This is a genomic window from Candidatus Poriferisodalis sp., assembly GCF_965219595.1.
Lineage (GTDB): Bacteria > Actinomycetota > Acidimicrobiia > Acidimicrobiales > Poriferisodalaceae > Poriferisodalis.
The window spans coordinates 1,380,897-1,397,524 of sequence record NZ_OZ244781.1 but is presented as its reverse complement, the minus strand read 5'-3'; the positions used below and the strand labels follow the sequence as shown (position 1 = coordinate 1,397,524).

General features: G+C 65.8%; 14 protein-coding genes and 1 tRNA gene. 7 read left to right on the top strand and 8 right to left on the bottom strand.

The features are described from left to right. Window positions 1-95 precede the first annotated feature (95 nt). Entirely contained in the window at window positions 96-872 is a 777-nt protein-coding gene (locus ACOQPE_RS06115) for an enoyl-CoA hydratase-related protein (protein WP_420610970.1), read from the bottom strand. A gap of 135 nt (window positions 873-1,007) precedes the next feature. Here ACOQPE_RS06115 and ACOQPE_RS06110 point away from each other — a divergent pair, with 135 nt between their 5' ends. After that, on the top strand, window positions 1,008-2,669 hold the full coding sequence (locus ACOQPE_RS06110) for a SulP family inorganic anion transporter (protein WP_420610969.1): 1,662 nt from the start codon (window positions 1,008-1,010) through the stop codon (window positions 2,667-2,669). 92 nt (window positions 2,670-2,761) lie between these two features. Here the strand turns inward: ACOQPE_RS06110 and ACOQPE_RS06105 are convergent, their stop codons facing one another. Continuing rightward, the gene (locus ACOQPE_RS06105; RefSeq protein WP_420610968.1) at window positions 2,762-3,340 is read right to left on the bottom strand and encodes a hypothetical protein; all 579 of its coding nucleotides are present in this window, start codon (window positions 3,338-3,340) and stop codon (window positions 2,762-2,764) included. A gap of 126 nt (window positions 3,341-3,466) precedes the next feature. Here ACOQPE_RS06105 and ACOQPE_RS06100 point away from each other — a divergent pair, with 126 nt between their 5' ends. Beyond that, a complete protein-coding gene (locus tag ACOQPE_RS06100) occupies window positions 3,467-7,264 on the top strand; it encodes a Calx-beta domain-containing protein (RefSeq protein ID WP_420610967.1) in 3,798 nt (1,265 codons plus the stop codon). Window positions 7,265-7,358: 94 nt separating this feature from the next. Here ACOQPE_RS06100 and ACOQPE_RS06095 read toward each other — a convergent pair whose 3' ends face one another. Next, the gene (locus ACOQPE_RS06095) at window positions 7,359-8,192 is read right to left on the bottom strand and encodes a phytanoyl-CoA dioxygenase family protein (RefSeq protein ID WP_420610966.1); all 834 of its coding nucleotides are present in this window, start codon (window positions 8,190-8,192) and stop codon (window positions 7,359-7,361) included. Between the two features lie 135 nt (window positions 8,193-8,327). On the opposite strand from ACOQPE_RS06095, the gene ACOQPE_RS06090 reads away from it, so the two are divergent. After that, a complete protein-coding gene (locus tag ACOQPE_RS06090) occupies window positions 8,328-8,843 on the top strand; it encodes a MaoC family dehydratase (RefSeq protein WP_420610965.1) in 516 nt (171 codons plus the stop codon). Window positions 8,844-8,891: 48 nt separating this feature from the next. Here the strand turns inward: ACOQPE_RS06090 and ACOQPE_RS06085 are convergent, their stop codons facing one another. Then, window positions 8,892-9,182 carry a hypothetical protein gene (locus ACOQPE_RS06085; protein WP_420610964.1) on the bottom strand — a complete coding sequence of 97 codons (291 nt, stop codon included), beginning with the start codon at window positions 9,180-9,182 and terminating at the stop codon, window positions 8,892-8,894. Window positions 9,183-9,211: 29 nt separating this feature from the next. Next, window positions 9,212-10,054: a hypothetical protein gene (locus ACOQPE_RS06080; RefSeq protein WP_420610963.1), complete on the bottom strand. Its 843-nt coding sequence runs from the start codon at window positions 10,052-10,054 to the stop codon at window positions 9,212-9,214. A 158-nt stretch (window positions 10,055-10,212) separates the two neighbouring features. On the opposite strand from ACOQPE_RS06080, the gene ACOQPE_RS06075 reads away from it, so the two are divergent. Together ACOQPE_RS06075 and ACOQPE_RS06070 are read left to right on the top strand one after the other, a co-directional pair. Beyond that, window positions 10,213-10,989: an SDR family NAD(P)-dependent oxidoreductase gene (locus ACOQPE_RS06075; RefSeq protein WP_420610962.1), complete on the top strand. Its 777-nt coding sequence runs from the start codon at window positions 10,213-10,215 to the stop codon at window positions 10,987-10,989. 75 nt (window positions 10,990-11,064) lie between these two features. Beyond that, entirely contained in the window at window positions 11,065-12,258 is a 1,194-nt protein-coding gene (locus ACOQPE_RS06070) for a Fic family protein (RefSeq protein ID WP_420610961.1), read from the top strand. A gap of 58 nt (window positions 12,259-12,316) precedes the next feature. On the opposite strand, the gene ACOQPE_RS06065 is transcribed toward ACOQPE_RS06070, so the two are convergent. The 3 genes from ACOQPE_RS06065 to ACOQPE_RS06055 all read right to left on the bottom strand — a co-directional run bounded on the left by ACOQPE_RS06065 (window position 12,317) and on the right by ACOQPE_RS06055 (window position 15,321). Further along, window positions 12,317-12,401, bottom strand: a tRNA-Tyr gene (locus ACOQPE_RS06065). 52 nt (window positions 12,402-12,453) lie between these two features. Next, window positions 12,454-13,131 carry a hypothetical protein gene (locus ACOQPE_RS06060; RefSeq protein WP_420610960.1) on the bottom strand — a complete coding sequence of 226 codons (678 nt, stop codon included), beginning with the start codon at window positions 13,129-13,131 and terminating at the stop codon, window positions 12,454-12,456. Beyond that, window positions 13,132-15,321 (bottom strand): N-6 DNA methylase, encoded by a 2,190-nt coding sequence (locus ACOQPE_RS06055; RefSeq protein ID WP_420610959.1) that lies wholly within the window; start codon window positions 15,319-15,321, stop codon window positions 13,132-13,134. Window positions 15,322-15,765: 444 nt separating this feature from the next. On the opposite strand from ACOQPE_RS06055, the gene ACOQPE_RS06050 reads away from it, so the two are divergent. Together ACOQPE_RS06050 and ACOQPE_RS06045 are read left to right on the top strand one after the other, a co-directional pair. Beyond that, window positions 15,766-16,092 carry a hypothetical protein gene (locus ACOQPE_RS06050; protein WP_420610958.1) on the top strand — a complete coding sequence of 109 codons (327 nt, stop codon included), beginning with the start codon at window positions 15,766-15,768 and terminating at the stop codon, window positions 16,090-16,092. Between the two features lie 34 nt (window positions 16,093-16,126). Further along, the gene (locus ACOQPE_RS06045) at window positions 16,127-16,615 is read left to right on the top strand and encodes a YajQ family cyclic di-GMP-binding protein (protein ID WP_420610957.1); all 489 of its coding nucleotides are present in this window, start codon (window positions 16,127-16,129) and stop codon (window positions 16,613-16,615) included. Window positions 16,616-16,628: the final 13 nt, after the last annotated feature.

Sequence of the window (16,628 nt, the reverse complement as noted above, 5' to 3'; positions counted from 1 at the left end):
TGACGCGCCGGTGCGTCGCCCTGGACACCGCTCATAGCAGGGAAGCGCCTGGGGGCGACGCACTTGCAATCGCAACTATAGAAGCTGCAGGCGAGCTAGCGGCCCTGCCATTGGGGCGGGCGCTTCTCGGCGAACGCCCGCGGGCCCTCGATGTAGTCGGCGCTGTTGTTCATGGCCCGCACCGCCTCGTAGCGGCCTTCGTGCGCGGCCTGAACGCTGGCCTCGTTGAGCCCCTGCATGGCCGCTTGCTTGGTCGCCCGGATCGACATCGGCGAGCACTCCAGCACCATCTCGGCCCAGCGACGGGCACAGGCCAACGCCTCGCCCTGGGGGACCACCTCAGCCACGATGCCCATCTCCTTCGCCTCGGCAGCCGGCACGTGCCGTCCCGTCAGCATCATGCTCATCGCGCGCTTGAGCCCGATGTGGCGGGGCAGGCGATGCACGCCGCCCGCCAGCGCGGCCAGACCCACCTTGGGCTCGGGCAGCGCGAGCAGCGCATTCTCCGAAGCCACGATGATGTCGCAGGCCAGCGCGATCTCGAAACCGCCGCCCATGGCCACGCCGTTCACCGCCGCGATGACGGGCTTGTCGAGATCCCAGCGCGAGGTCAGCCCGCCGAAGCCCGACGACGGCATCGCCGAACGGTCGCCGCCCTCAGCCTGGTACCGCAGGTCGTTGCCCGCCGAGAAGGCACGGTCGCCTTCTCCAGTCACGATCGCGACCCACAGCTCCGGATCGTTCTGGAATTCGTCGAACAGGTCCGACATCTCGGCATTGCCCGGCGGGTGCAGCGCATTCATCCGCTCCGGCCGGTTGATCGTCACGACGAACAGGTGCCCGTCGCGTTCCGCATGACAAAACTCACCCATGCCGCGGCAACCTAGCGCCCGGCCTTCGCCAGCGCTCGCGGCCGAGCCGTTCATTGCCGCGAGCCACGAATGGAGGCGCGCATAGTGTCTGAGGGGCAGTCAGCCGCATGAGCGGCACGGACGCCCGGGGGACGGTTGCAACTACGGCAAACGCGCGCTTCCTACGACCTCGCCACGCTGCGCGGCGACGTATTCGGCGGCATCACCACGGCGGTGGTCGGCCTGCCCGTTGCCTTGGCATTCGGGGTGGCATCTGGGCTCGGCGCTATGGCAGGCCTGTACGGCGCCATTGCGCTCGGCTTCTTCGCAGCGGTCTTCGGCGGGACGCGCTCGCAGATCTCCGGGCCGACCGGGCCGATGGCCGTGGCGATGGCGGTGGTCATCACCGACCATGCCTCCACCCTCGCCGAAGCGCTCACCGTGGTGGTGATGGCAGGGATCATTCAGGCGCTGCTCGGCGTGCTGCGATTCGGGCGCTTCGTGTCCTACACGCCCTACTCGGTGATCTCGGGGTTCATGTCGGGCGTCGGCATCATCATCATCATCCTGCAGACGCTGCCTGCGCTGGGCGCAGCGTCGGCCGACGGCGGTCCGCTGGAGGTGATGCGAGCCTGGCCCGACGCCATCGCTGGCATCAACGCCAGCGCCGTTGCCATCGCCGCAGTGAGCCTCAGTGTGTGCATCTTCTGGCCGGCACGATTCAGCCGGTGGTTCCCCGCAACGCTGGCTGCTCTCGCGGCCGGCACGCTGTTGGGGGTGCTGTGGCTGGCGGACGCCCCGGTGATCGGGGAAGTGCCGACCGGGTTGCCGGAGTTCACCGCACCAGCGCTGTCGCTGGGGGCACTGGCCGGCGCAGTGCAGCCTGCGGTGATGCTCGCCCTGCTCGGCGCGGTGGACAGCCTGCTGACGTCGCTCATCGCCGACTCGATGACACGCACCCGGCACAATCCCAACCAGGAGCTCATCGGCCAAGGCCTGGGCAACATCGCCACCGGGCTGGTGGGCGGGCTTCCCGGCGCAGGCGCAACGGTGGGCACGGTGGTGAACATCCGCGCCGGCGGCAGCACACGCGTGTCGGGTGCCCTGCGTGCGCTGGTGCTGCTGACGCTGGTGCTGGGCGCGGGGAGCTATGTGGAGTCGATACCGCTCGCCGCCCTCGCTGGCATCCTGCTGAAGGTCGGCTGGGACATCGTGGACTGGCGTTTCCTGAAGCGGCTGCGCCGGGTGCAGCGCGAGCACTTGATGATCATGGGCATCACCATGGTGCTCACCGTGGTGCTCGACCTCATCACAGCCGTGGCGATCGGGCTCATCGTCGCGGCCATGTCGGCAGCGCGCCAGTTCGAGCGGCTCCAGCTCGACAACGTGGTGTCGGTGCCCCTGCTCGACCAGAGCTTCCTGGGCGACGACGCCGAGGGTGCCGACGGCTCTGACGGCGGCGTCGACTTTTCGGCACGGGTCGGCTTGGTGGCGTTGCGGGGCACATTCACCGTGGCCTCGTCGAAGAGCCTCATCGACATCTTGGGCGCCGACATAGCCGAGCACGAAGTGGTCATCATCGACTTCGCCGACACCGTGCATATGGACGACAGCGCCGCGCTCGTGGTCGAGCGTCTGCTCGACACGGCGGAGGCCTCAGGCACCGAGGTCATCCTGCTCGGCCTCGACGGCGCACCTGCCACCAGCCTCCACGCACTGGATGTGCTCGGGCAGGTGCCGCACGACCGTATCGTCGCAACACTGGACGAAGCGCGTGCGCTGGCCCGTCGGCTGTTAGGCCTGCCTGAGTCAGCCTGAGCCCGGCGCGACCCAGCTCCGCCCCACGCTGCGCGGCCGCGTTTGCAAGCCGCGGACGCAGGCTCGATCGGCGCGCAGCAGCGGGCGGCGCGTCAATCGGCCGGGGAGTAGATGGGGTGCGGTCCGAACTGGTTCTTGGTCACCGGGGTGCCGGTCTCGGCGAAGTATCCAGTGCCGCGCACGACCGAGTCGAGGTAGGAGGGCAGCGGGCGGCGGATCATGTGCTCGGCGTAGTACTCGCGCTGGTCTGCAGGAACATCGTGCCGCAGCAGCGCCACCACCTTGATGGCGAATTCACAGCCGGAAGCATCCGCAGCTGTCGTCGGGGCCGTTGCAGGACCGGGCTCGCCGATCCGCCAGCGCACCAGCGCAGTGCGAGCCTCTGGCGGACCGAGCACCAAATCGTAGCCCACTCCGTCGAGCCAGTCGAGAAACTCCCGCTGGTAATGGACGCCGCTGTAGTAGTGGACATGGTCGCGGCTGGCGGCACCGTCCCAGATGCTCACCTCGTTGCGCTCGCAGAACGGGTGAATGCGGGTGAGGTTGCCCGGCGCGCTGATCGCCGCCCACACGTCGGCGGGCGAAGCAGCGACTGCCGTCGAAGCAATGATCGGTTCCATCGTCTCGTAGCCCTCGCCGACGTGACGTTCAACCAGTTCCTCGTCTGTCATACAGCCATTGTGCCCAATAGCGCCAGCACCCACAGGCCGCTTCTTTGCCATTGACAGACCACGGGTCTCGCGGTACTCGTTGTCATTTTGCAAGGTCGCATTTCTGACCCTCTCAGGAGCCGACGCATGATCCACCCCTCGCACGCTCATCGGCACACGCCGCGAGGCTGGTTCGCAGCGCTGCTGGCGGCGGCAACCACAGCCGCAGTGCTGGTGCCCCTCGCTCCGCCCGTCGGTGCCGCCACCGACTCGGTCGTCACCGTGACCGCCCATGAGAACTGGGTCTACGAAGGGGCCACTGCCTCGTTCACCTTCGCGGCCAACCCGGCACCCGCGCAAGACCTCACCGTCACCTACGACATCACCGAGTTCCACAACACCCACGGCGGCAATGGCAGCGACCTTGGCGTCTCCGGCCGGACGATCACCATTCCCGCTGGGCAGACGAGCGCCGTGCTCGACATCGGTCTCCGCAAGGACATGCAGTTCCGCTGGGCCCCGGACACCGAGGCCGAGAAATACAAGCTGAAGGGCAGTTCATTCGGACCGTTCTGCAAGAACTCCGCCCGCGACGGCAAGCCCTACCACGACCCTCCGGACTACTGGAAGAGCAACGACCGCACCAAGCCTGCGGAATTCGCCAATTGGCCTGAGCAGGCGCTGCACCCCGACTACGCCTGCGGCGAAAAGCTCGGCCAGATCGCGATGCTGCACGCATCGACGATCGGATCCATCGGCGTTCTGATCACTGGAGTGGGCTCAGGTGGGTCCAAGGGATCGCCAGACTACGGCGCGACCGATGTCCGGGACAGGTCGCTGTGGACGGAGAGGCTGACGATCACCGAGTCGGGCGGCGACACGACGGTCGCGGAGAACGGCGGCACCGACACGTACACGGTGGCGTTGACGGTGGCGCCCTCGCACGACGTGACGGTGACTGCCAAGTCTGCGAACGCTGCGGCGGCCACGGTCAAGACGACCGGCGCGGCGGGCGCCTCGGCGACGCTCACGTTCACCCCGCAGAACTGGAGCACGCCTCAGACGGTGACCGTGACCGGCGTCGATGACAGCGTCGTGAACACAGGCGGCAAGCGCTCGGCGAACATCACCCATGCCGTCGCATCGTCCGACTCGAGATACTCGGGCAAACAAGGGTCGGTCACTGCCACAGTGACCGACGACGACGCTGCGAATGCCGCCATCGACCTCAGCGTCGACGTGACCGAGGTCAGCGAGGACGTCGCCGCCAGCCCCACCGTGACGGTGACGGCGACGGTGGCGAACGGCGTCACCTTCCAGCAGGCGAAGACTGTGGCAGTGGCGATCGCCGGATCGGGCGCCAGCAATGCCGTCGGCTTCGCTGCCACCCCGTCGTCGTTCAGCATCACGATCCCGGCGGGTCAGAGCTCGGCCACGGGCACCTTCACGCTGAATCCCACCGACAACAACGCCAGCAACGCCGACGAGACCGTGACCGTCTCGGGAACGCTCAGCGGTGTCACCGTCAACCCGGCGCAGATCCTCCTCACCGACGACGACTCGGCGCCGCCGGTGGTGGTGCCGGTTGCGACTGTCGGCTCGACGAACTACACGGGCGGCGAAGCGGCGGGCAGCCGCAGCGTGAGCGTGGGCATCAGCCTGTCCAGCGCGGCACCCCAAGGCGGCCTCACCATCGGATACACCGTCGGCGGCAACGCCACCGCAGGCAGCGACTACACCACGCTCGGAAACTCCCTCAGCATCGCCGGCGGGTCGACCAGCGGCACCATCGCCGTCGCCATCCTCGACGACAACCTCGACGACGATGGCGAATCGATCACCATCACCCTCACCGCCGGCACCGGATACTCGCTCGGCACTCCCAAGAAAACCACCATCGCCATCACCGACGACGACACCAGCGCGACGCCTGGGGTGACCATCTCGAAGACTTCGGTGACCGTCGCCGAGAACAGCGGCGAGGAGGACTACACCGTGGTGCTCGACAGTCAGCCGGCCGGCAGCGTGACAGTCAGAGCGCAGATTTCCGTCCCCGACGAGGGATACGCCGCGCGGGTCGGCAGCAAGACGGACGGGTTGTTCGGCGCCGTCGAGAACCTGACCTTCACCGCGCAGAACTGGAGCACGCCCCAGACAGTGACCGTCCGAGGCGTCGACGACAACGTCGACAACCCGGGCGACAAGCGCGCTGCCACGATCTCGCACACCATCACCAGCGGCGACGGCAACGGCTACACCGGCACTCTCAATATCGCCAGCGTCGACGTCGAAGTCACCGATGACGACAGCACGGCGCCGCCGGTGGTGGTGCCGGTTGCGACTGTCGGCTCGACGAACTACACGGGCGGCGAAGCCGCCGGCAGCCGCAGCGTGAGCGTCGCCGTCAGCCTCGACTCGCCCGCGCCCCAAGGCGGCCTCGCCGTCAGCTACACCGTGGGCGGCACCGCCACCGCAGGCAGCGACTACACCGCGTTGGGACGCTCGCTCAGCATCGCCGGCGGGTCGTCCAGCGGCACCATCGCCGTCACCGTCCTCGACGACAGCGACGACGACGACGACGAATCGATCACCATCACCCTCACCAGCGGCAGCGGCTACTCGCTCGGCACCCCCCGCAAGACCACCATCACCATCACCGACGACGATTCCCCGGCACCGGTCGTGGACGACCAGCAACAGGACAACGACCCACAGTCTGTCGAGCCTTCCACGCCTTCGACAGATACCTCCTCGTCCAGCGATGCCGGGGGGGGTGCGTCGTCGGGGCAGTCTGTCCGCCCAGCAGTCGATCTGACCTTGGGCGACGCGAGCCAAGACAGCATCGCTCTGGGCGAATCCAGCGAGATGACCGTCGAATTGGAACGTTCGGTGTCGAGCATCGTGCGGGTGTTCATCGAGGTCGACAGCACGGCCGTGCTGGGAGCCGACTACACCGTCGACGCCGATGTGGGTGACGGGTGGTTCTCGCTCGGCGACAACCCACGACGCGTGGTGTTCGACCTTCCGCGCCGCGACACCGACGCGGCGATTCGGGTGACCTCGCTCGACACCAGCACCACCGACACCACCGTCACGCTGACCATCACCATCGGCGACCGCTCGTTCGCTGGAGGCTCGGTGGTGACGATTCGACCGCAGGGCACCGCCGAGGTGGTCTCGCTGGGCGATCCCGATGCCGCACCAGCCGAATCTGACGACCAGTCGAGCGGCGACGGACAGGACCCCGACGGCGGCACAGGCGACGCCGGGCAGGATCCCAGCGACGGCACCGGCACAACGGAAACCGATCCCGAGACCGACGGTGACGGCACCGATCAAGGTGACACCGATGCTGACGGCACTGGCAGCGACGACACCAGCACTGACGACGACGGCACCAGCACGACGGGTGACAACGATTCCGACGACAGCGATGCAGACGATGCCGAGGGCGACGACGCAGGCAGCGATGAGGTCGGCCACATCGTCGATCCGGAATCGCTCGGTGCCGTCACTCGGACAGACGACGGCTACTTCGTGCTGTACACCGTGCGGCCCGGCGACACACTCAGCGGCATCGCGCTCACCTTCTACCGCGACGACGAGGCATGGCGGCACATCTTCGCCGCCAACCGCGGACGCCGCATGAGCGACGGCTACACGTTCACCAGCGCAGACATGATCCGCGCCGGCTGGGTGCTGCGCGTGCCGCTGCCGATCGCTGCGCCTTCGTCGGCATCGGCCGCCAAGATGGCCTACGTCACCTACTGCGTCATGAGCGGCGACATGCTGAGCGGCATCGCGCAGCGCATCTACGGCGACGGCAGCCTGTACAACCGCATCGTGTTGGCCAACCGGGGCCAGCGCCAGGCGAACGGCCAGACGTTCGTCCACGGCGACCGGATCGCCCCAGGCTGGCAGCTGCGCATTCCGGTCGGCGGCTGAGACCTGCTCAACAGAGCATGGACCTGCCAACCGAAAGAGGGCGTTCGCGCGTCTCGCTCACCGGTTCCATCGCCGAGATGGCGGCTCTCTTTGCTCAGGCCAAACGGGGCCAGACGACCGGGTAGCGGTCGAGTTCCATAGCGGATCCGGCGGCCAACCCGTCCATGTGCAGCGCCTGAGCGGTGCCGATGCGGGGGTCGTAGCGGACGTCGGTGCCGATGTAGCGGGCTGCGTACCCCCGGCGCGCCCGGCCCTTGTTCGCGTTGCCCCGCGAGCCGTGCACGATCATCGCCCAGAAGGCGACCGCGTCTCCGGGTTCGAGATCGACCGAGATGATGTCGTAGCTGCCGCGATCGGCCTCGATGTCGGGCATGAGCTCGTAGTCGGGGTTGCGCTCGTAGTCGTGGGCGTTCGTCGGAGCGAAGGTGCGTGGCTGGAACCAGCGGTCCCAAGCGTGCGAGCCGCGGACGTACTCCACCCGGCCGTTGGTGGCGTCGACGGTGTCGAGCGCGATCCAGAACGACATCACCTGCCGGCCCGAGATCGGCCAGTACGGCTGGTCGTTGTGCCACGGCACCGGCTGGCTGGAACCGGGTTCCTTGACGAACAGCTGGTCGTAGTACATGCGCACCACCGGCGAGCCGAACATGGCAGCCGCCAGCTCGCCGAGCCGAGACTGCGTGACGAACTCCTCGAATAGCGGGTGGAAGCGCCACAGATCCAGCGATCCGAAGAAACCGGTGGACTCGTAGTTGTGCGCCGTGGGGCTGGGGTTGGCCATCTCGTCGGCGACGCCGCCGCGCAGCCGCTCCACCCACTCGTCGTCGACCACATTGCGCAGCGCCACCACGCCGTCAGCGCGGAACCGCTCGATCGTGCCGTCGTCCACGATGTCGCGTGCCGGCCGGTCCAGAACCGTGTCGCTCATCGGTCGCCCCCTGTCGCCAACGTCGCGTGAACAGTGCCAAGTCAACACGATGGATGCACTGCGGTGCCACAGGTCGCACTGTCAGCCATGGCATGGCGCGACATCGCACTGCCAGACTGCAAGCGTGGAGGGGCTATGAGCGACGACCAAGGCAGCGATGGCGGCGATTCGGGAGCGATCCCGGGTTTGCCGCCCCAGCCGCACCGAGGCTGGACCTTCGACGAGCAGCCGGTCGGCAAGCGCTGGAGCACCAGCCGGCGGACCATCACCGAGACCGACCTGGTGGTGTACGCCACCCAGTTCGGCTTCGGCGAGGGCCTGTTCCTGGATGCCACCGCCGCCGAGCGCGCCGGCTACAGCGGGCGGCTGGTGCCAGGCAGCCTCGTGATGTCGCTGGCCGAGGGATTGGTGATCAGCGGTGGCGCCATAGCCGGCACCGGCGTCGCCTACCTCGGCGCCACCGTCGAGGTGAAGGGCCCCACCTTCGTCGGCGACACGCTCCAAGCGGTGGCCGAAGTCACCGCCGCCCGCCTCACCTCACGCGGCGACCGCGGCATCGTGACCACCCGCAACGAGGTGTTCAACCAGCACGGCAGCCTCGTGATGGTCTACTTCCCCACCCGAATGATCCTCAGCAGCCACGCCGACTAGCCCCGCACTGGACCTCTTCGCCGCGAGTCCACACGGTTCGCGCGGACGCTAGGACGTCAGCATCAAGCGCTCGCTGACGTTGTGATGATCCGCCGCGTCTCGGGCGACGCCTTGTAGTCGCTCGGAGAGTCCGCTCAACGTGAGCTGTTCGCACTTGCGATGTACCAGTGCTTCGAAGACAAGTTCGTCGATGAACGAGATCGTGTACAGCGAACGAGTCTCGAATTCGACAACGAGTGAATTGCCGGAGAGATCCTCCGGCACGCCACTCACTTCGAATAGCTCGCGCGGCAATTCCCGTCCGCCAATCTGAGGCGGCGCCTCCAGCGTCGTAGCCATCGCCGTGGCCCCTCCCACTTGCTCTGTGATCAACAAGGTATCCAACCAGAAACCAAGGTGCCGTCGACCCTGTCGACCGTCGAAGGCACCAGTTCAAGTGCTGCGGACTCAGCGCGTCGGCGAAATGAGATCGCCGCCCCGCCAGATCGAATGGTCAGTGTGCCGCCGGTCGCAGTCACCCATTCAAGAAGGTTCGACAGCCCGACACCTCGCGCCCTGCCGTGCAGTGACGCCACCGACGTAACTCGGGATTCCACGGCCGCCCTTATGGCGCTCTGGTCGTCGTGACGTTCATGTGGCGTGCCGGCAAGCGAGTCCCGAATACCGATTCCGCCGTCGGCGACGGCAAAATGCAGCGATCGGGTTGGCTGCGGCAACACCTGTGCGGCCAAGAATCCATGCCCTACCTGTGCATGTGCCAAACAGTTGTCAGCGAGTTCCCAGATCGACAGCGTCAGCGCTTCTGCCGCCTCATAGGGATACTCCGCTGTGTCACACCTCTGCTGAACCAAGTTAACCAGGTCAACAGCTTCGCTATTGCTCTCAAAGCGCCTCAACTCGCACAATTGCCCGTGCCGGTCATAATGCCGGACCGGATCCAATCCGGTTTGCGTCACACCTTCAGCAGACAGCACCTCGCCGAGTGACATTCGGCTCGCATAGATGCGTGGGTCACCGAGGCCCGGCGGTACGAATTGCGGCGGCACGCCATGTCGAACACGATGCGCGGACGCAATCGCAGCCACTCCGACGAGCAGCGCCGGTTTCACGAATTGCACATCGCTCAGGTCAAGAGTCAGCAGTTCCGAGCCGTCCGCGACAGCGTTCAGCAGATCGTCGCTCTCGGGGAACGGCTCGAATCTGAGTCTCATAGTGAGCGTGAAGCTAGCCAGCAGTCCTGCGCGCGTTCCAAGGATTTTCTCGACCGGGAATGCACACCGGGCGCCGGGTCATTCAGTTCGGCAGTACGGTCGGCGGCTGGTGCGGCGGGCTGGTTCTTGGGCTGTCGGCCGGAATTGCGGGAGGACTGATGAGCAGGTTCACGGGACGGGTGGCGATCGTGACGGGGGCGGCCGGCGGAATCGGGCTGGCGGCGTGCGAACGGTTCGCGTCCGAAGGGGCGACAGTTGTGGCGGTGGATCTGGCCACGACTGACTTGGGCGCGGCGGTGGCGACAGCTGAAGCTCAAGGTGCTGCGGCGCTCGCCGTCGGGGCTGATGTCACCCAGTCCGACGAGGTGGCTGGATACGTGCAAGCGGCGATGGACAACTTCGGCCGTGTCGACGTGCTGTTCAACAACGCCGGCATCGAGGGCACCTACTACCCGATGGTCGACTACCCCGAAGACGATTTCGACCGGGTCATCGCGGTCAACGTGCGCGGCGTCTGGCTGGGCATCAAGTACGCCGTGCCGGCGATGATCGCAGGGGGCGGCGGGGCCATCGTGAACACGGCATCGGTTGCCGGGCTGTTCGGATCTCGCGGCATCTCGCCGTATTCGGCCAGCAAGCACGCCGTGGCCGGGCTCACCAAGTCTGCCGCGCTCGAGCTGGCCACATCAGGGGTGCGCGTGAACGCCGTCTGCCCGGCGCCGATCGAGACGCGCATGATGCGCTCGCTCGAGACATTCATCGGCGGCGAGAACGCCGACGACGTCCGCAAGACGATGGCCGAGCGCCTGCCGGCTCAGCGCTACGGAGAGCCCCACGAAGTCGCCGCGCTGGTGGCATTCCTGGCATCCGACGAGGCCAGCTACATCACCGGCAGCCTCTACCCCATCGACGGCGGCTATTCCGCCGGTCGTTGACGGTGGGTCCGGTCCTCGGTTGCCTGATGATCGTTTGATATCTATATAGCATCATAGTTTGATAACTTGAACACGATGACTGCTGCCATCTTCGTCACGCCCGAGCCGGACGATGCCGACCTGATAGTGATCGGGGAGATCGAACGGCTTCGCCGCGAACTCTCGCACTACGTCGTGGATCGGCCGCGCCGGTGGGTCGGCCATCTCCGGCGCATGAGCTTCGCGCGCGCGGTGCAGGGCTCCAACTGGATCGAGGGGTACCGCGCTTCGCTCGACGATGTGCTCGACACGATCGAGGACGAAGAACCGCTCGACACTGTCGAGGAGACGCGCCTCGCGCTCACCGGCTACCGCGACGCCATGACCTACGTGCTGTCGTTTGCCGAAGACGGAGCTGAGGTGGACGAATCGCTGCTGAAGTCGCTCCACTTCATGATGACCAAGCACGAGCTGCGAGTGCGGCCCGGCCACTACCGCACCGGCGACGTGTGGGTCGAGGACGAGACCGGCACGCGCGTCTACGAGGCTCCGGGCGCTGAGCTCTTGGACAGTCTCATGGGGGCGCTCATCACGTCTCTGCAGGACGACGACGCTGCGCCGGTCATGTTCCGCGCCGCAATGGCGCACCTCAACTTGACGATGATCCACCCGTTTCGAGACGGCAACGGACGCATGGCCCGGGCGCTGCAGACCATGGTGCTGTCTGGCGAAGGCATCGTCTCGCCGGTGTTCTCGTCGGTCGAGGAATACCTGGGGCGCAACACTGCCGACTACTACGCAGTGCTCAGCGAGGTAGGTCAGGGCAGTTGGCAGCCGCAGAACTCGGCGAGGCCCTGGATTCGGTTCATGCTGCGCGCCCACTATCGCCAGGCGTGGACGCTGCGGCGGCGCGTTCACGAGACCGAGTCGCTGTATGACGGCATCTCCCAGCTTGTCGCCCGGCGGCGACTGCCGTCGCGGGCTGTGGGCGTGCTCGCCGACGCTGCACGTGGCCGCAGAATCCGGCGTTCGATCTACATCCGGCTCGTCGAGATGACTGACGGCGACCCGGTCTCTGATCTCACCGCCAGCCGAGACCTCAAGGCCCTGGTCGATGCAGGTGTGCTGGAAGCGACCGGCGCAGGACGGGGCCGCACATATCACGGCTCTCGAGAACTGCAGGAACTCTGGAGAGCGGTGCGCTCGGGCCGCCCTCCGCGGTCGCAGGACGATCCCTACGTGTCGCTCGCTCAGCAGCGACTCCCGGGCATCCAACCCCGCGGCGCCTGAGCGTCACCGCAACGGCGAGCACACGGCCTCTGAGGCTGACGCCGGGAGCGAATCGCGATGGTGGGCCGGGGAGGATTCGAACCTCCGTAGGCGAAGCCGACGGGTTTACAGCCCGCTCCCTTTGTCCGCTCGGGCACCGACCCAGATGAGCAACAAAGCCTAAGGCGCTGTGCCATCGCAGCAACCCGGTGTCGATCAGCTGTCAAGCTCGACCAGCAGATGACAGATGTCGATGTGTGCGGTGACGGCTTGGCTGCCGAGTCGAACGTGTCGTGAGGCGCCAAACAGAATCGGCGGCGCGTAGCGACCGGGCGTGATGGGTCGCTGGCCGACCGTGTTCCACATGCGGTTGATATAGCCGTTGATCCGTGCGATGAGAGTGCCCGGAGCGCCACTGCCGACATAGCCGATCATGAAGCCCGTTTCCTCCGCGTACCCGTAGTTTCCGGTGACGAACCGCGCGAGACCCTTGTGGACGTAGTCGCGAACCCACGCGCCGCCCGGTTCGATCCGCTTGCACTCGATGGCGCGCCCTTCTTGGGCTACCTCGATCCGCAGGTCCGGACGCGTCGCCGTCTGAGCGCTCTGATTTCCTCGAAGGATCTCAGGTGCCACATTGACGTACTGCAAGCACACCGTCAGCAGGGCGAACCGCGAATCGCGGCGGGTGCACTCGCGAATCCATCGATACACCTGCACCGTGCAGTTGTCCTCGTGACTGTCGAACCGATCCCAGCCGTCCGCCCGCCACTTGTCCACCGCAGCCGCGAGCAGTTCCTTGACGCGGGCATCCAGATCCTTCACAACGGCGCGTTGGAGCCACTCGACGGCAGAACCCCTGATGCGGTCGCGCGCCGCGGTGAACAACGACACCTAGCGCGCCCCTGCAACGCCACGGAGAATCGCACCGGTGATCTCCCGCGCGTCGGTACGGGCGGCGCTCGACGACCAGCAACGGCGTTCATCGGGCTTGATCAGCATCACGGACGTCCCGTCAAGCAATACCGCTGACGGCTGCACGATCGCAGCCGGCGACTCCCACGCTCGATCGGCAAGTTCGTCGGTCTGCACAAGTTGCTCCAACTCGAACCCCCTGCCACGATCGGCGGGGTCGGCATGGCACGCGACGACGACATACCCCAGCTTGCGTTCAGCCACCTCGATCGACCAGTCGATGGACTGGTCTTGGCGAAGTACGGAGTCAAGCGTTCGGGCGTACTCAGCCAGTTGTTCTTCCGCCGGCTGCTGATAGGCCACCGAGAGCGGCCCGCGTCGGTGTTCGTCGAGATGGAGCCCCAACCCGTCGCGGACAAGGTCGATTTCGGCCGGCTGAAGGTCGTACGCCGCGAACACAGCGTCGTCCAACCGCGCATGCCATCCTGTTCCGCCCTGTGCTGCCGTCGACACGGTCCGCAAGACATCCCTTCGAAGACCGCCTCGAATCGACGGAACGGGGAGGGACAGATACTCGCCCGGGTGGATCTGTTCTCGCTCGACACCCCACGAGCTCGAGGTCATGAAGTACCAGTACCGGGCAACGGACGAGTTGAGCACACCCGCAACGACCCTCAACTCATCCGCATCTTCCATAGGTGCAGCAATGCCGAACAGCCCCTCAGTGAACGCTGCATCAAAGTCGACATACGCTGCAACGGGCACATCACTGAAGCCCTTCTGCATAAGAACGTGCGGGGCCTGATAGATGCGCTCATCTCTTGGGCGGTGCATCACCCGCTGCTCTACGACGCCGATCAACGCCGAATTGACCCGCAGCGCACCAACCGCACCGGTGTCCAAGGAGGGCCAGCCATATATGGCGGATGCGTCATTCTTGTCACCGAGATTCGCCTGGTAGCCCTGTCCCGACAACCAGCCTCGAGACTCTGCCAGGCCACCGAGTGATGGGAAGCTCTCTTGCAGATAGCGCACAAACTCAAGGTCGCGAGGGCCTCCCCACAAGTACGTCTTCCACAGCAGCGTGGACGACACCGCCAGCTCCGGCGGGATCTCTCGGATGTTCTGCTGAGGTACAACGAAACCTTCGATGGCGGATGAGAGAGGTGTCCGGCGCGGTGCCACATGCACAAGAGGCTGCTCTTGGCCGCCCCGGCCCGACTTGGCGATCATCACACAGGCCGGATTGGTGGCGGACCCGAAGACCTCTCGCCGTAGCGCCGAGAGATCGATGACGGTGTCGACCTCAAGCTCCGCGAATACTCGTCGTCGCATGTCCACCGCAGGCTGGGACCTGTTGTGCAGCAGGCCCTTCGCGGGCAGCACCAGCCCGATGTCGCCATCATTCTTCAGCAGCTCGGCTGCACGCCAGAGGAACGCAAGCGCCGATTGCTGATTGGGGACCCTTAAGTCTCGCCGGCGGAGGAATTCTCTCGCCTTCGGCGTCAGAGATCTCTGCCACGGCGGATTCCCGACGATGAGGTCGAATCGCCGGGAAGCCACTGGGTGGTCATCGAAGAAGTCAGACACAACCAAGTTCTTAGACACAAGATTCGGCAGCCGGGCTGTCCGCCAGACGGTCGGTGAATCGACGCGCTCGAGCAGTGCCAGGTACAAGCCGAATGCGGCCACGCCAACGGCAGCCGGGTTCATGTCAACGCCGAAGATGGACTTACTCAGCAGGCTGGACAAGCCGTCGAACGACGGCTGTTGACCGCTAGAGGTGGCCCGGTAAGCGAGACGGCGGAAAGCCTCAGTCAGGAAGATCCCCGAGCCGCACGCGGGGTCGAGCACGATCGGCTCACCAGTCGCTTCCCAAGGGATCAGTTCATCAAGGACCAAGTCGACAACGCCGCGCGGCGTGTAGTACGCCGCGTCCTGCCGCTGGCTCGATTCCAACAGCTGCTCGTAGATCGAGCTGATCAGCTCGGGTGGGATGATCCCGAAGTCGTAGGGCCACAGCGCGCGTTGGCCGCTCGCAATATCGGAGCCGCTGAAGAATGTCTCCAATTCGGCTATTGCCTCCTCCGAAAGTGAAGCATCGTCCAGGGCGACGGTGAACACGTCGCCGTTGAAGTGCTCCGCCAAAGCTTCGAACAGATCGAGCACGGCGGATCTGCCGGCTCGCAGGGCATCGGCGTACGAACCCGCTAGGCCCAGCTCTGCGAGGTGGCCTGGGGAGAGGATCCCCCTGTCTTCGAGGTATCGGATGAAGATGGATCGGCCGAGAATCTTCTCGATTCCCTCGACGGTCAGCCCATGCTCCACTAAGCGCGACCTCAGCGAGCGGAGGTTCCTCAGAAGGCGTGCATCGACTCGCTGCCGACGATTGAAGCTCGAACCGTGCTTGGCTACAGCCTGTCCGGCTTCCAGCCCGAATCTGGTGAACTCCTCCATGACCGATTGCAGAGGCTGATTCGGCCGAGCGCTCTTGAGCACAACCTCACCGACTTCGGTCGTCGCAGGCGGTGGGGCGACGCAGTTGATTGCCGCGATCTCTGAGCGACTGGCCGCGATGAGCAGCGGCACCCTGCCGAAGTTCCACAGGCGTCGTTGGGTCGCGAGAACATCGCTTCTTGTGTCCACACCTACGAACGCGACGAGCGGAACTGCGCCCCGGAAGTACGCCGCTTCTACGCCACACCTGTCTCGCAGGTCCTGCCACACGTAGTCGCGGGCGCCACGGTCACCCGCGCGGCCCGAGACGTATCCGGGGGCATCGAGGTAGCCGAGCTGCTCGGCGGCGCTGTCAACGAGATCGAGCGCCACCATCGAACCCTCCATGTCGACGTCAAGGTTGGCTGGCCTTCTGCCCGAGTCAACCACAGGAAGTCTGGAGTCTGGGTCATCGATGATTCCACTGAGTTTCTGGATTTCTGACGAAGAACCAGTGCTTCGTCGCTAGGTTGCGGTCATGGCTTCATTCGATGTTGTCTCCAAGGTGGACATGCAGGAGATCCGCAACGCGGTGGATCAGGCGTCCCGCGAGATCGCCAACCGTTACGACTTCCGCAACACCGGCAGTGCCGTGGAGCTGGGCGAGGGCGTCATCAACATGCGATCGAGCACTGAGGATCGCCTCACAGCGATGCGCCAGGTGCTGGAGGAGAAGCTGGTGCGTCGCCAAGTCAGCCTGAAGGCCGTCCAGTATGGCAACGTCGAGGAGGCCGCCGGCGGCTCAGTGCGTCAGGCGGCTGCCCTGCAAGCCGGCATCTCATCGGACCGGGCCCGTGAGCTGAATAAGTTCATCAAGGGTCTCAGCATCAAGGGCGTGCAGTCACAGACCCAGGGCGACCAGCTGCGGGTGAACTCGAAGAAGCGTGACGACCTGCAAACCGTCATCGCCGAGCTCAAGGAAGGCGACTTCGACGTTCCCCTGCAGTTCGAGAACTTTCGCGACTGACACCGGCCTGTCG